Genomic DNA, 12,584 nt, shown 5'->3' with positions numbered 1-12,584 from the left:
CGCGCACGACTCGGCCTCCCGCGTGGTCAGCCTCGCCCGAGGATCAGGTGTGCGGCGTGTTCGCCGATCATCATGCTGGGGGCGTTGGTGTTGCCGCCGATGATGGTCGGCATGATCGAGGCGTCCGCCACGCGGAGCGCCTCGATGCCGCGCACACGCAGTTCGGGGTCGACGACGGCCCGCTCGTCGGAGCCCATCCGGCACGATCCGACGGGGTGGTAGACGGTCGTGGCGCGGTTCGGCAGCTCCCTGGCCAGGGCCTTGCGGTCGGGGAACTGCGGCCCGGGGGACAGCTCCTCCTTGACGTCCCCGGCGATGATCTGGTTCGCCATCACCTCGCGGACGAGCTCGATGCCGTCCAGCAGCAGCCGGGCGTCGTCGGGCTCGGTGAGGTAGCCGGGGTCGATGATCGGTGCGGCGGACGGGTCCGCCGACCCCAGCCGGACCGTGCCGCGGCTCTTCGGATAGATCAGCGTCGGCATGATCGTGAGCGCGGACCGCTTGTCGACGGCGTGCCGCACCGGCGCGTCCTGGTTCGGGAACGGGTACGACCACGGCAACGCGTGCAACTGGATGTCGGGCACGTCGCCCGCCTGCCCGCTGCGGACGAAGCCGACCGCCTCGAACACGCTGCGGGCCACCCACGTCCCGCCCCTCGTCCACTCCTTGGCGACGCCCCTGGCGAAGTAGGGCGCGGTGCCCCTGTGGCGGGCCGTGTCCATGACGAACGTCATCGGCACGAACATGTGGTCGTGCAGGTTGTCGCCCACCGGGAGGTCGGCGCGCACCTCGACGCCGTGGTCCTTCAGGTGGCCGGCCGGGCCCACGCCGGACAGCATCAGCAGGTGCGGAGAACCGAACGCCCCCGCTGACAGGACGACCTCCTGGGATGCCCGGATCGTCGCCGTGCCCTTCTTCCCGGCGACCTCGACACCCGTGGCCCGCCCCTTGTCGATCACGACCCGCTGCACGGTCACGTTCGTCAGGACCGTCAGGTTCGGCAGGCCGTGGTCGTCCAGGTAGCCCACGGACGAGCTGTAGCGCAGGCCGTCCGCGACGCTCTGCTGGAAGATCCCCACGCCCTCCTGCTCGGCGCCGTTGTAGTCGTCGTTGCGCTTGACGCCCGCCGTCTGGGCGACCGCCTCGATGAACGCTTCGGAGGCGGGCGTGAGGTCCCGCTGCCGGGTCACCTGGATGGGGCCGCCCGCACCGCGCAGGTCGGAGGCGCCGTCCTCCCAGTTCTCCATCCGCCGGTAGCTGTCGAGGACGTCGTCGAAGCCCCACCCGGTGCAGCCCTCGGCGGCCCAGTCGTCGTAGTTCTTGCGGTGGCCGCGCACGAACAGCATCCCGTTGATCGACCCCGAGCCCCCGAGGACGCGTCCTCGGACCTGCGGGATCTTCCGGTCGAGCGCGCTCTTCTGCGGGGCGCTGTAGAAGCCCCAGTCCAGCCGCTTCTTCAGCTGCGGGACGTTGTGGAAGACGGCGATCAGCCCCGGCTTGCGGACCAGCGGCGTCCGGTCCGGACCGCCCGCCTCGACCAGGACGACGCTCGCCCCGGACTCGGCCAGCCGCTTGGCCAGCACGCAGCCGGCGCTGCCGGCCCCCACCACGACGTAATCAGCGCTCCGGTCCATGTGTTCCTCTCAGCGGACGCCGTGCAGCGAGGCGACCGCTAACGAGGGCCCGCGCCTGGCCCTTGTCGGCGCCGCCGTCCCGGCCGGACGCGGGAGTCCCCGCCGGTCGGGCGACAGAAATGGGTGGCCCGATCGTAGAAGGGCGGGGACGGGCCTCCAAGGGGTGTCCCGGTGACCGGAACCTCACCCCCGCCCCGCCTCTTTCTGTGGATCTTCGGCTCCCCCTGGCAGATATCGCCTGCCGTCCGTGTGCGGTTGCGGGGAATAGTGCCGAATCTTCCGACCGTAAACGGCTGGTTCGCTTCCCTGCCTGCACTGGTCCGGCCCTGCGGGTGCGGTGCCGTTTCGGCGGTTTCCAGCGGAGTCTTGCCCGCGATCGGGCGCGGGGTTAACGTTCCCTAAATCCGATAGGAAAGTTTCCTATCCGATGGAGTGTCCATGCCCCGCTCCCGCGCCCCGCCCCCGCGTTCGTCGACTGCTCCCCCGCGGCAGGCCCTGCCGCGACGACGTCCGATGACCACCCCCATCACGCAAGGACCCCCCGCATGGAAACCACCCCCCGCACGAAGAAGACCCCCCGCACGAAGCGCTCGCGAAGGATCGCCGCCATCACGGCGGGCGTCGGAATCGCCCCCCTCGTCGCCGTGGTGATCCCGGCGACCTCGGCCTGGGCCCACGGCTACGTCTCGGCGCCGATGAGCCGGCAGGCCCAGTGCGCGCAGCACATCGTCCAGTGCGGCTCCATCCAGTGGGAGCCGCAGAGCGTCGAGGGCCCGAAGGGCCTGCGCAGCTGCAGCGGCGGAAACTCGCGGTTCGCCGAGCTCGACGACGACGGCAAGGGCTGGAGGGCCACGACCGTCGGCCGGACGGTGACCTTCACCTGGACGTTCACCGCCCGGCACCGCACCTCGAACTACGAGTACTACGTCGGCGGTAGCCGCGTCGCCGTGGTCGACGGCAACAACCAGCAGCCTCCGGCCACCGTCTCGCACTCGGTCAACCTCGGCGGCGTCACCGGCCGGCAGAAGGTGCTGGCGATCTGGAACATCGCCGACACGGCCAACGCCTTCTACGCCTGCGTCGACGTGAACGTCCAGTGATGCCGGCCCGCAAGGCGCGGCGCGTCCTCCCCCGGCTCGGCGCCCGGCTGACGGGTGCTCTCCTGCTCGCGGCGGGGACGTTGTCGGCCGTCCTGCCGATGGCGTCGGCCTCCGCCGCGGACTGCGCGGCGGCGTGGAGCTCCTCCGCCGTCTACACCGGCGGCGCCGCGGCGTCCTACAACGGGCACAACTGGTCGGCGAAGTGGTGGACGCAGAACGAGACCCCGGGCCGGGCCGACGTGTGGGCCGACCAGGGGGCCTGTGGCGGCGGGTCGCCCGACCCCGGCGATCCGCCCGGCCAGGGCGGTTTCGTGGTGAGCGAGTCGCAGTTCAACCAGATGTTCCCGAGCCGCAACTCCTTCTACAGCTACAGCGGCCTGACCGCGGCCATGGCGGCCTTCCTCGCGTTCGCCAACACCGGAGGCGACACGGTGAAGAAGCAGGAGGCGGCCGCCTTCCTGGCCAATGTCAACCATGAGACCGGCGGGCTGGTCTACGTCGTCGAGCAGAACACCGGGAACTACCCGCACTACTGCGACGCGAGCCGGCCCTACGGATGCCCGGCGGGGCAGGCGGCCTACTACGGCCGCGGTCCCATCCAGCTGAGCTGGAACTTCAACTACAAGGCGGCGGGCGACGCCCTCGGCCTCGACCTGCTGAACAACCCGTGGCTCGTGGAGCGGGACGCGTCGGTCTCGTGGCGGACCGGGCTCTGGTACTGGATGACCCAGAACGGTCCCGGCACCATGACCGGCCACAGCGCGATGGTCAACGGCCGCGGATTCGGCGAGACGATCCGCAGCATCAACGGCGCCCTGGAGTGCGACGGCCGGAACCCGGCCCAGGTGCAGAGCCGGGTGAACGCGTACCAGCGATTCACCCAGATCCTCGGCGTCCCCGCAGGCAGCAACCTGACCTGCTGACGGAGGTGGTCCACTGACCGGGGGACTCGCCGGCAGAAGGGATCTGCCGGCCGAAGGTCCGTTCGGCCCAAGCCAGTGACGGCCCGCGCCCAGTGACCCCGGGTGCGGGCCGTCCGCCTTCCCTGTGGCGGGAAGGCTCGTGAGCCGTGCGGTGAAAGTGTTGTTGATGGGCCGTGGAGCCCGTCCGTACGGTCGTGAGAAAGCGCTCTGACCCGGTGAAGGCGACCGTCACCGCCGGCGTCGGCCACGTCTGACCGGGACGGCGGGCCCGGTCACTCGTAGGGGTTGCCGGGCCTGCCGATCCGCTGGAGGGACCGCCCGCGCAGCGTCTGGACGACCGTCGCCCGGCGTCCGGTCGCGGGCGGCTCCCACCCCCCCTCGACCCGCACCCACGTGTCGGCGGGCGGCCGCGGCAGGCCGCGCACGATCACGGGGAACGGGATGGCGTCCCCCGCGCAGCACGCGACCTTCAACCGGGTGACGCGCCAGCCGCGCTCGCCCTTCGCCGGCGGGCTCACGAAGCCCGTCAACCGCACCGGGACCCCGGCGAACGAGGCGGGGTCGCCCGTCTGCGCCTCGTAGGCGCGTCCGATGAACTCGCCCATGCTCATGGGGGCGGGCGCCCCCGTCCTCGGCAGCGGGGCGAAGCCCTCGGCGGGGGCCGGCGGGGGCGGCGCGGCGCGAGCGGTGCCGCGTGCCGCGGTGAACGAGCCGAGCGCGGGCGGCGCGATGATGAAGACCGCCAGCACGGGCAGGCAGAGCAGCCACGCCACGCCCGGCCCGTGCCCGCCGTGCCCGTGCCCGCCGTGATCGTGGTCGGCGTCGCCGGCGTCGCGCCATTCCCGGCGCAGCCCGGCGGCACCCAGCACGACCAGCGCGATCGCCGCGGCCACCAGCGGATAGCGGAACCCGGGCCGCACGTAGTTGACGTACTCGCCGCTGCCCAGCGTGATCCACAGCATCGCGCCGCCGACCAGGACCAGCAGCAGGTTCTGCGCGGACCTGCTCACGTGAGGAGCCCTCCGACCAGCGCGCTGACCCCCACCGCCAGGCAGAACGTCAACGGGACGAACCGGACGGCGAAACTCCGGCCGAAGAACCCCGCCTGCAAGGCGATCAGCTTCAGGTCCACCATCGGGCCGACCACAAGGAACGTCAGCCGCGCGGTGGTGGAGAACTGCGACAGGCTGGCCGCCACGAACGCGTCGGCCTCCGAGCAGATGGACATCAGCACGGCCAGCACGGCCAGGAGCAGGACCGACACCACGGCGTTGCCCGCCGCCGACGAGACCCACTCCGAGGGCACCGCGGCGTTGATGGTCGCGGCCGCTGCGGCGCCGACGACCAGGAACCCTCCGGCGTGCATGATGTCGTGCCGCATGGCCTGCCGGAACGCGTCGAGGCGTCCGGCCGCCCCGTGCGCGTGCGGACGGGACGGCACCCTGAGCCATTCGCGCCTGCCCAGCAGCAGCCACGCCCACCCGGCCAGTACCGCCACCAGCAGCGATGCGGCGAAACGTCCCACCACCATCTCCGGCTTCCCCGGGAAGGCGACCGCGGTGGCGACCAGGACGATCGGGTTGATCGCGGGGGCGGCGAGCAGGAACGTGAGCGCGGCGGCGGGCGCCACTCCGCGCGCCATCAGCCCGCTCGCGACCGGTACCGACGCGCACTCGCACCCCGGCAGGACCGCCCCCATCGCGCCCGCGACCGGCACCGCCGCCCCCGGCCGGCGCGGCAGGACCCGCCGCCACACCGACGCCGGGACGAACGCCGTGATCGCGGCCGACAGCGCGACCCCGAAGACCAGGAAGGGCAGCGCCTGGACGCACACCGCGACGAAGATCGTTGCCCAGGCGTCCAGGGCCCGCGCGCCGATCCGCGGCGCCGCCCACACCCGGCCGAGCACGAGCGCCGCCGCCAGCGCGCCGAACGCCCACGCCGCACGCGCCCCGGACGCCGCACCCCGCCCGCGTCCCCACTCCGCCGGAGGAAGCAGCTCCTCCTCGGCCGCCCGCAGGCCGACGCGTTCGGTCATGCGGGCCATCGTCCCAGAGCCCACCCCCGCAACGCCCCGGATCCACAGCCCCGCCCGCCGATCTTCCCGGCCGCCGGGACCTGCGCGCGTCAGGGATCTATGGCCGCGCGGGCTCTGCGGTCGCGGGGACGACGTGCGGCTGCCCGTGAATCAACCTTCCGCCACCCACGCCCGACCGAAATCTGCCGCCCTGATCCTGCGGGCGTCCGGGACTTGCGGGTGCCCGGGACTCTGAGTCGCCGGGGACGCTCCGGTCGCCGGCGGCTTCGGGCGTCCGGGCCGCGGGTGCGGCGTCAGCGCATCGCGTGGGACGCACGGCCTCCGACTCGTTCGTCCATCTCGCCGCGCTGCTGCGGGACGTCGGTGCCTTCCTCGTGCATCTCCTCCAGGCGCATGGCGACGCCGATGGCGAAGAAGGTCGGAGCCCATTCGCCGACGAAGATGCCCCACCGGTCGGCGCGGTCCATGCCCGCCTCCTCCAGGCGTTCGGACAGCGCCCACGACGCGAACGCCAGGGCGATCGACCCGAGTCCCGCCGTGTACATGTGATGCGACTTGAGGCCCCGCTTGTGCAGTGTCCTGATCATTTTCCCCCCTTGGTCGGTCGGGCAGTACCCGAGCGCTCACCTGCACAAGCACGCATTGGCCGGTTTTTGCCCACTCCGGACGCGAGGGTGTCCGGCCACCGCCGAAAGGCGGCCGGGCCAGAGGTTTCGCGGTGAATACCCGTCCGCCCGCCGGGTACCGCGAGCACCATCACCCGACGAGCCGCCATCACCCGACGAGGAGGGCCATGGTCACCGCATCCGAGAGGACTCCCATGGAGAAGCCGGCCGGATCATTCTTGGCGATCTACCTGAACGACCACCTCGCGGGCGCGGCGGCGGGCGTGGGGCGCTCCCGCGCGCTCGCCCAGGCGCACCGGGGCAGGCCCGGCGAGGAGCGGTTGCGGCGGCTGGCCGAGGAGATCGCCGCCGACCGGGGAGCGCTGCTGTCCATCATGGCCTCGCTCGGCATCCCCGTCCGGCACTACAAGAGCATCGCGATGTCCGTGGCGGAGAGGGCGGGACGGCTCAAGTTCAACGGCCGCCTGAAAGAGCGCTCGCCGCTGACCGACATGGTGGAGTACGAGTTCCTGCGCCTGGCCGTCGAGGGCAAGGCCGCCGGCTGGCGCACGCTGCTCACCCTCGCCGACCGGACGCCGGACCTGGACGCGGGCGAGTTGGAGAAGCTGCTCCACCGCGCCCAGACGCAGATCGATCTCCTCGAAGATCTCCGCAAGAGCGCCGCCGAGGACGTCTTCACCTCCGGCCGGCCCGCCTGATCGGCGGCGCCGCCGCGAGGGTGCGGGCGCGGTCGGGGGTGAGCCGTCCGTCCGCGACGACCACGGTGATCGCCCGCTCCAGGCGTCCCGGGACGGTCCGCGGCTCGTCCCACGCCGGCGCGGGCCCGACGCCGGGGTACTCGGCGACGCGGACGAACCAGGTCCGTGCACGGCCTCCTCACCGGACGCCTCGCCGGTGAAGACGTCCAGGCCGGGGGAATCCTTGGGGGCGCGCCAGAAGAAGCCGCCGTATCCGGCGCCGGTGCGGCCCTTGCACGCCGAGCTCTGCAGGACGAGCGGCCGCCCGGTCCGGCCGGTCAGCGTGAACGCGAAGTCCAGCGTTTCCCCCAGCGGCACGCCGGGGGAAGGTCGGACGGAGGCGGCGCCGACTGAGGGCCGAGCTCATTCGAGATCGTCCGGCTTGGCAGGAGAGCGTCCGCGTTCACATGGCCGTGTCGGTCCGCGGTGGCAACGGTCACCCGTCGGATCCGCGGTCCTGGCGTGCGCGCCTGGCATCGTCGCGTGGGCGCCGGGTGTCGACGTTGGCGGTCAGGGTGCCGAGCACGCCGGGCAGGTCCGCCACGGTCTGCTCGGGCAGGCCGGTCACGGTCTCCTCCGCCAGGGCGCACCACAGTTCCTTGACCCGTTCCGCCAGGGCCGCCCCGGAGTCGGTGAGCTCCACGATGCTGGCGCGCTTGTCGGAGGGCGCGGGCCTGCGCCGGACGTGCCCGGACGCCTCCAGCTTGCGGGTCATGAGCGTGACGCTGGGCGGCTCGCAGCCGAGCGCCTCGCTGAGCTGCGCCTGGATCCTCGGGCCGGTCCGCGCGAGTTCGAGGAGCAGCGTCTCCTGGCCGGGGTGCAGTCCGAGCGGGGCCAGCAGCGCCGCGGCCCGGGCGCGGTGGCGCAGGCTCAGCAGGCGGATGGCCTGGTTGATCGCGTCGGCTCGGTCGAAGTCCACGGCCCCTCCTTGACGAATTAGTTATGCGCATAACATTATGCGGATAACTAATTCTAGCGCGACGTCGAGGAGCCGACATGTCCGTGAAGGTCGCCGTCATCTACTACAGCTCGACGGGCGCCGTGCACGCGCTCGCCCAGGCCGTCGCCGAGGGCGCCGTCTCCGCCGGGGCCGAGGTGAGGCTGCGGCGGGTCGCCGAGCTGGTGACCGACGCCACGATCGACGAGAACCCGCGGTGGCGGCGGCACGTGGACGCCACCGCCTCGATCGCGGAGGCCGCCGTCGAGGACCTGGCGTGGGCCGACGCGTACGCGTTCGGGACGCCGACCCGGTTCGGCGCACCTGCCGCGCAGCTCAAGCAGTTCATCGACCAGAGCGTCGGCCTGTGGCGGGAGGGCGTGCTGGCCGACAAGCCGGTGACGGCGTTCACCTCGGCCTTCAACCGCCACGGCGGCAACGAGGCCACGATCATCTCGCTGGCCAACGTCTTCTACCACTGGGGCGCGCTGATCGTCCCGCCCGGCTACACCGACCCGGCCGTCTACGCCGCCGGAGGCAATCCCTACGGTGCCTCGTCGGTGACCGGGCCGTCCGGCGACGGCCCCGACGCGGCCTCCCTCGACGCGGCCCGGTACCAGGGCCGCCGCCTCACCCGGACCACGATCCGCCTGCTCGCCGGCACCCGCGCGGACGGGGTCGAGGCCGCCCCGCAGACCGCGTGAGCGGCGACGTCACCCGTGATCCCACTCGTTTCCAGGAGGAGCTCGTGTCGCCTGACCTGTCTGCGAAGACTCTGACCCGCGGACCCGTGAAGGCAGGGAGCGGGCCCGGCGTGCTGGTGCTGGTGTGCGCGTGCCAGTTCATGGTGATTCTGGACGCGTCCATCGTCAACGTCGCCCTGCCCTCGGTCGATCGGGACCTCGGCTTCACCGCCGCGGGACTGGCCTGGGTGGTGAACGGCTACCTGCTCACCTTCGCCGGGCTCATGCTGCTGGGCGGACGCGCCGCCGACCTGTTCGGCCACCGCCGGACGCTGGCCGCCGGGATGCTCCTGTTCTCCGCCTCCAGCCTCGTCGGCGGCCTGGCGACCGCGCCGCAGATCCTGGTGGCGGCGCGCGTCGTCCAGGGCGTGGGAGCCGCCCTGCTGGCCCCGGCGACGCTGGCCGTGATCAACACCGGCTTCACCGGGGGCCGCGAGCGGGCGCGGGCGTTCGGCGCGTGGTCCGCCGCCGGCGGCGTGGGCGGGATGGCGGGCGCGGTAGCGGGCGGCGCCCTCACGACCGGCCTGTCCTGGCGGTGGGTCTTCCTGATCAACGTGCCGATCGGCGCGGTGCTGATCGTGGTGGCCCTGACGTCGCTGTCCGGTGCGCGGACCGGCCGGCGGGAGCCGCTCGACCTCCCCGGCGCCGTCACCGGAACGGCGGGGCTGGCCGCGCTGATCTACGGGGTCATGCAGAGCACCGGCCACGGCTGGACGTCCGCGCGGGTCGCCGGTCCGGCCGTGGCGGGCCTGCTCCTGCTCGCCGTCTTCCTCGTGGTGGAGGGACGTTTCGCCGCCCGGCCGCTGATGCCGCTGCGGCTGTTCAGGATCCGGGGGGTGGCCGCGGGCGGCGGCATGCTGCTGCTCTTCGGGGGGATCGCCATCGCGATGTGGTACTTCACGTCGCTGTTCCTGCAGAACGTCCTGGGCTATGGCGCGCTCCGGGCCGGGCTCGGGCAGACGCCCGCGGCCGTGATGTTCATGCTGGTCGCGCGCCTCGCCGCCGGACTGCTGCCCCGGACGGGTGCGCGCCTTCTGGTCCTGGCGGGGTGCGGCTTTCTCCTCGCCGGGTTCGGCTGGCTCTCCCAGGCCGGTGCCGGGAGCGGCTACGTCACGGGCGTGCTCGGGCCCACCCTGCTCGTCGCGGTCGGGATCGGGCTGACGTTCCCCACCCTCATGGCCGCGACGACCGCGGGCGTCCCCGAGGGCGACGCGGGGGTCATCGGCGGGCTGGCCAACACCGCCGCTCAGGCGGGCGGGGCGGTGGGCCTGGCGGTGCTCGCGACGGTGGCCACCGCGCGGACGCAGGCGGCGCCCGGCGGGCCGGCCACGACCGCCGCGCTCGCCGCCGGTTACGACCGGGTCTTCCTCATGGCGGCCGGTCTCGGCCTGCTCATCGCCGTGGTGGGCCTGCTGCTGCCGCGCGGCCGGGCCGCGTCCTGAGGGTCGATGCATCCGGCGAGGCGCCTCGGTACGAAGTGATCGTGTGGGCTTTGTGCGCAGAATGCGGTTCGGCTGGGACGCGCCGGCGTCGCGACCCCTCGGACTGCTCGGCGCCGGGCTGCTGGCCGCGATGGTGGCGGCCCAGGTCGCGTCCGGGCTGAGACCTGAGCCGATCCGGCTGACCAGCGTGGTCGTGGTGCTGCTGGCGGCGAGCGCCGTGGCGTTCCTCGCCGACCGGCGGGGCCCCGGCCGCGCGGCCGGGGCCTTCGCCGCGACGGTGGCCATCGGGTACGCGGCCGAATGGATCGGCATCCGCACGGGCCTGCCGTTCGGGGAGTACTCCTACACCTCGGTGCTGCGGCCCCAGGCCGGCGGCGTGCCGGTCATCGTGGCGGCGGCGTGGGGCGGCATGGGGCTGGCCGCGCACGCCGTCGCGACCGCGGTCGCGCCGGAGAACCGGGTCGCGCGGTGGGCGGCGGGGGCCGCGGCGCTGACGGCATGGGACCTGTTCCTGGACCCGCAGATGCTGCGGCTCGGCCTGTGGACGTGGGCGGACGACGGCCCCTACCGCGGCGTGCCGCTCAGCAACTTCGCCGGATGGCTGGTGGTGTCCGTGCTGGTCATGATGGCGATCGATCTGATCGTGGGACGGGAGGACGCCGCCGTTCGATCCTGGCGGCGCGGCCCGTCCTGGAGTCGGAGCCCATCGTGGCGGCAGGGCCAGTCCTGGAGGCACGGCCAGTCGTGGCGGCATGGCCCGTCCTCGGAATCCGGCCCGTCCCGGGGGCTCGTCACGCTCTACTCGGTGATGGCGGCCATGGAGACGCTGGCCTTCGCGGCGGTGTTCGAGCCGCGGGACCCGCTGGTCGCGGCGGCGGGAGGGGTGGCGATGGGGGCGTTCGCCGTCCCGGCTTGGAGGCGCGCATGGCGGAAGTGACCGTGGTCGGCGGCGGGGTCGGCGGGATGACCGCCGCGTTGCGGCTGGCGCGCGGCGGCCACGAGGTCCGGCTCTACGAGCGGCTGGACCGGCTCGGCGGGAAGCTGGCGGAGTACGAGCGGGACGGGTTCACGTTCTCGCTCGGCCCGTCCCTGCTGACCATGCCGCGACTGTTCCGGGAACTCGGAGTGGACGTCCCGCTGGTGGAACTGGACGAGCTGTGCCGGTATCACTTCGCCGACGGGTCGCGGCTGCGCGCGTTCCGCGGCCCCGACCGGATGGAGCAGGAGGTCGACCGCCTGAGCCCCGGCCAGGGCGCGGCCTGGCGGTCCTTCTACGGCTGGGCGGAGGAGTGCTACGCGGCCTCGGAGCGGACGTTCTTCGCCGGGCCGCTGGGCCGTCCCCCCGAAAAACCCCGGATCGGCGACCTGTTCTCGGTCGCGCCGGGCCGGACGCTGGACGGCCTGGCGCGGCGCTTCTTCGACGACCCGCGGATGCACCAGTACGTCGGCCGGTACGCGACGTACGCGGGGTCGAGCCCGTACCGGGCGCCGGCGGCCCTCGGTTGCGTCCCGGCCATCGAGCACGGGTTCGGCGGCTGGTACGTCGCGGGCGGCCTGCCCCGGATCGCCGACGCCCTCGCCCGGCTCCTGACCGACGCGGGCGTCGAGGTGCACACGGGAACCGAGGTGGCGGAGGTGGTCGCCGGCCGTTCGGCGGTGTCGGGCGTGGTGCTGGCGTCGGGGGAGCGGGTGAGCGCCGACGCTGTGATCGTCAACGCCGATGCCGCCGCGCTGTACGGCTGGTTGCTGCCCGACCGGCGCCGACTGCGCAGGCTCGCCGGACTCGGCCTGTCGTCATCGGCTTTTCTGCTCCTCGCGGGGGTGGACGGCCGTACTGAGGACCTGCCGCACCACTCCGTCGTCTTCTCGGCGGACTACCGGAAGGAGTTCGACGACATCTTCCACCGGAAGGTGCCGCCGGACGACCCGACCGTCCACATCGGCTGCTCGGCGGTGGACGACCCGGCCCAGGCCCCGGGCGGGGCTGAGAACTGGGTGATGCTGGTGAACGTCCCGGCGCGCGATCCCGGCCGGTGGCCGATGTCCCGCGAGTCCTACCGGGACCTGGTGCTGGAGGGGCTGGCGAAACGCGGGCACGACCTCTCGGGCCGGCTCCGGTTCGTGGACATGTTCACGCCCGCCGACCTGCGCGACCGGTACGGCGCCTGGGGCGGCGCCATCTACGGAACCGCCTACCAGGGACGTTTCGCGCCGTTCCGCCGGCCGGGCAACCGTGGGCCGCGGCGCGGCCTCTACCTGGTGGGCGGGTCGGCGCATCCGGGCGGCGGCCTCCCGCTCGTCGCGATGGGCGGCCGGATCGTCGCCTCCCTCGTGAACCAGGACTTCGGCGGCGCACGCGGCACCACGCCCCTCGAAAGGACGGAAACACAGTGAGGCCGGAACC

12 protein-coding genes and 2 pseudogenes are annotated in these 12,584 nt (G+C 73.2%); 7 read left to right on the top strand and 7 right to left on the bottom strand.

Going from position 1 to position 12,584, the window contains the following annotated elements; translation table 11 throughout:
* Positions 1-26 precede the first annotated feature (26 nt).
* Positions 27-1,634 (bottom strand): GMC family oxidoreductase N-terminal domain-containing protein, encoded by a 1,608-nt coding sequence (locus AB0H37_RS20300; RefSeq protein WP_360614344.1) that lies wholly within the window; start codon positions 1,632-1,634, stop codon positions 27-29.
* A gap of 545 nt (positions 1,635-2,179) precedes the next feature.
* On the opposite strand from AB0H37_RS20300, the gene AB0H37_RS20295 reads away from it, so the two are divergent.
* Positions 2,180-2,734 (top strand): lytic polysaccharide monooxygenase auxiliary activity family 9 protein, encoded by a 555-nt coding sequence (locus tag AB0H37_RS20295; RefSeq protein ID WP_329097925.1) that lies wholly within the window; start codon positions 2,180-2,182, stop codon positions 2,732-2,734.
* On the top strand, positions 2,734-3,657 hold the full coding sequence (locus AB0H37_RS20290) for a glycoside hydrolase family 19 protein (protein ID WP_360614341.1): 924 nt from the start codon (positions 2,734-2,736) through the stop codon (positions 3,655-3,657). The genes AB0H37_RS20295 and AB0H37_RS20290 overlap by 1 nt, the downstream gene beginning before the upstream one ends.
* A gap of 272 nt (positions 3,658-3,929) precedes the next feature.
* On the opposite strand, the gene AB0H37_RS20285 is transcribed toward AB0H37_RS20290, so the two are convergent.
* The 3 genes from AB0H37_RS20285 to AB0H37_RS20275 all read right to left on the bottom strand — a co-directional run bounded on the left by AB0H37_RS20285 (position 3,930) and on the right by AB0H37_RS20275 (position 6,282).
* Complete coding sequence (locus AB0H37_RS20285) at positions 3,930-4,667, bottom strand: TIGR03943 family protein (RefSeq protein ID WP_360614339.1); 738 nt, start codon at positions 4,665-4,667, stop codon at positions 3,930-3,932.
* Positions 4,664-5,704, bottom strand: coding sequence for a permease (locus AB0H37_RS20280; protein ID WP_360614337.1), 1,041 nt, complete (start codon positions 5,702-5,704; stop codon positions 4,664-4,666). Before AB0H37_RS20280 ends, AB0H37_RS20285 begins: the two co-directional genes overlap by 4 nt.
* A gap of 284 nt (positions 5,705-5,988) precedes the next feature.
* The gene (locus tag AB0H37_RS20275; RefSeq protein WP_329097933.1) at positions 5,989-6,282 is read right to left on the bottom strand and encodes a hypothetical protein; all 294 of its coding nucleotides are present in this window, start codon (positions 6,280-6,282) and stop codon (positions 5,989-5,991) included.
* A gap of 206 nt (positions 6,283-6,488) precedes the next feature.
* On the opposite strand from AB0H37_RS20275, the gene AB0H37_RS20270 reads away from it, so the two are divergent.
* Positions 6,489-7,019, top strand: a complete 531-nt coding sequence (locus AB0H37_RS20270; RefSeq protein WP_329097935.1) for a hypothetical protein — start codon at positions 6,489-6,491, stop codon at positions 7,017-7,019.
* Here AB0H37_RS20270 and AB0H37_RS20265 read toward each other — a convergent pair.
* The 3 genes and pseudogenes from AB0H37_RS20265 to AB0H37_RS20255 all read right to left on the bottom strand — a co-directional run.
* Positions 6,997-7,125: pseudogene (locus tag AB0H37_RS20265) on the bottom strand (hypothetical protein); the annotation flags it as partial. The gene AB0H37_RS20270 and the pseudogene AB0H37_RS20265 overlap by 23 nt on opposite strands.
* Positions 7,089-7,376: pseudogene (locus AB0H37_RS20260) on the bottom strand (DUF6807 family protein); the annotation flags it as partial. The pseudogenes AB0H37_RS20265 and AB0H37_RS20260, both read right to left, overlap by 37 nt.
* Positions 7,377-7,494: 118 nt before the next feature.
* Positions 7,495-7,977 (bottom strand): MarR family winged helix-turn-helix transcriptional regulator, encoded by a 483-nt coding sequence (locus tag AB0H37_RS20255; RefSeq protein ID WP_179838018.1) that lies wholly within the window; start codon positions 7,975-7,977, stop codon positions 7,495-7,497.
* A 77-nt stretch (positions 7,978-8,054) separates the two neighbouring features.
* On the opposite strand from AB0H37_RS20255, the gene wrbA reads away from it, so the two are divergent.
* From wrbA to crtI, 4 genes are all read left to right on the top strand, one after another.
* The gene (gene wrbA, locus AB0H37_RS20250; protein ID WP_360614334.1) at positions 8,055-8,699 is read left to right on the top strand and encodes an NAD(P)H:quinone oxidoreductase; all 645 of its coding nucleotides are present in this window, start codon (positions 8,055-8,057) and stop codon (positions 8,697-8,699) included.
* A gap of 86 nt (positions 8,700-8,785) precedes the next feature.
* Complete coding sequence (locus AB0H37_RS20245; protein ID WP_329097947.1) at positions 8,786-10,180, top strand: MFS transporter; 1,395 nt, start codon at positions 8,786-8,788, stop codon at positions 10,178-10,180.
* Positions 10,181-10,241: 61 nt separating this feature from the next.
* Positions 10,242-11,117: a carotenoid biosynthesis protein gene (locus AB0H37_RS20240; RefSeq protein ID WP_329098495.1), complete on the top strand. Its 876-nt coding sequence runs from the start codon at positions 10,242-10,244 to the stop codon at positions 11,115-11,117.
* Entirely contained in the window at positions 11,105-12,574 is a 1,470-nt protein-coding gene (gene crtI / locus AB0H37_RS20235; RefSeq protein ID WP_360614332.1) for a phytoene desaturase family protein, read from the top strand. The genes AB0H37_RS20240 and crtI overlap by 13 nt, the downstream gene beginning before the upstream one ends.
* The last annotated feature ends 10 nt before the right edge of the window (positions 12,575-12,584 follow it).

This window comes from Actinomadura sp. NPDC023710 (assembly GCF_040639875.1).
Lineage (GTDB): Bacteria > Actinomycetota > Actinomycetes > Streptosporangiales > Streptosporangiaceae > Spirillospora > Spirillospora citrea.
Note: the sequence above shows the minus strand (reverse complement) of the source record. Positions and strands in the feature narration are given on the sequence as shown.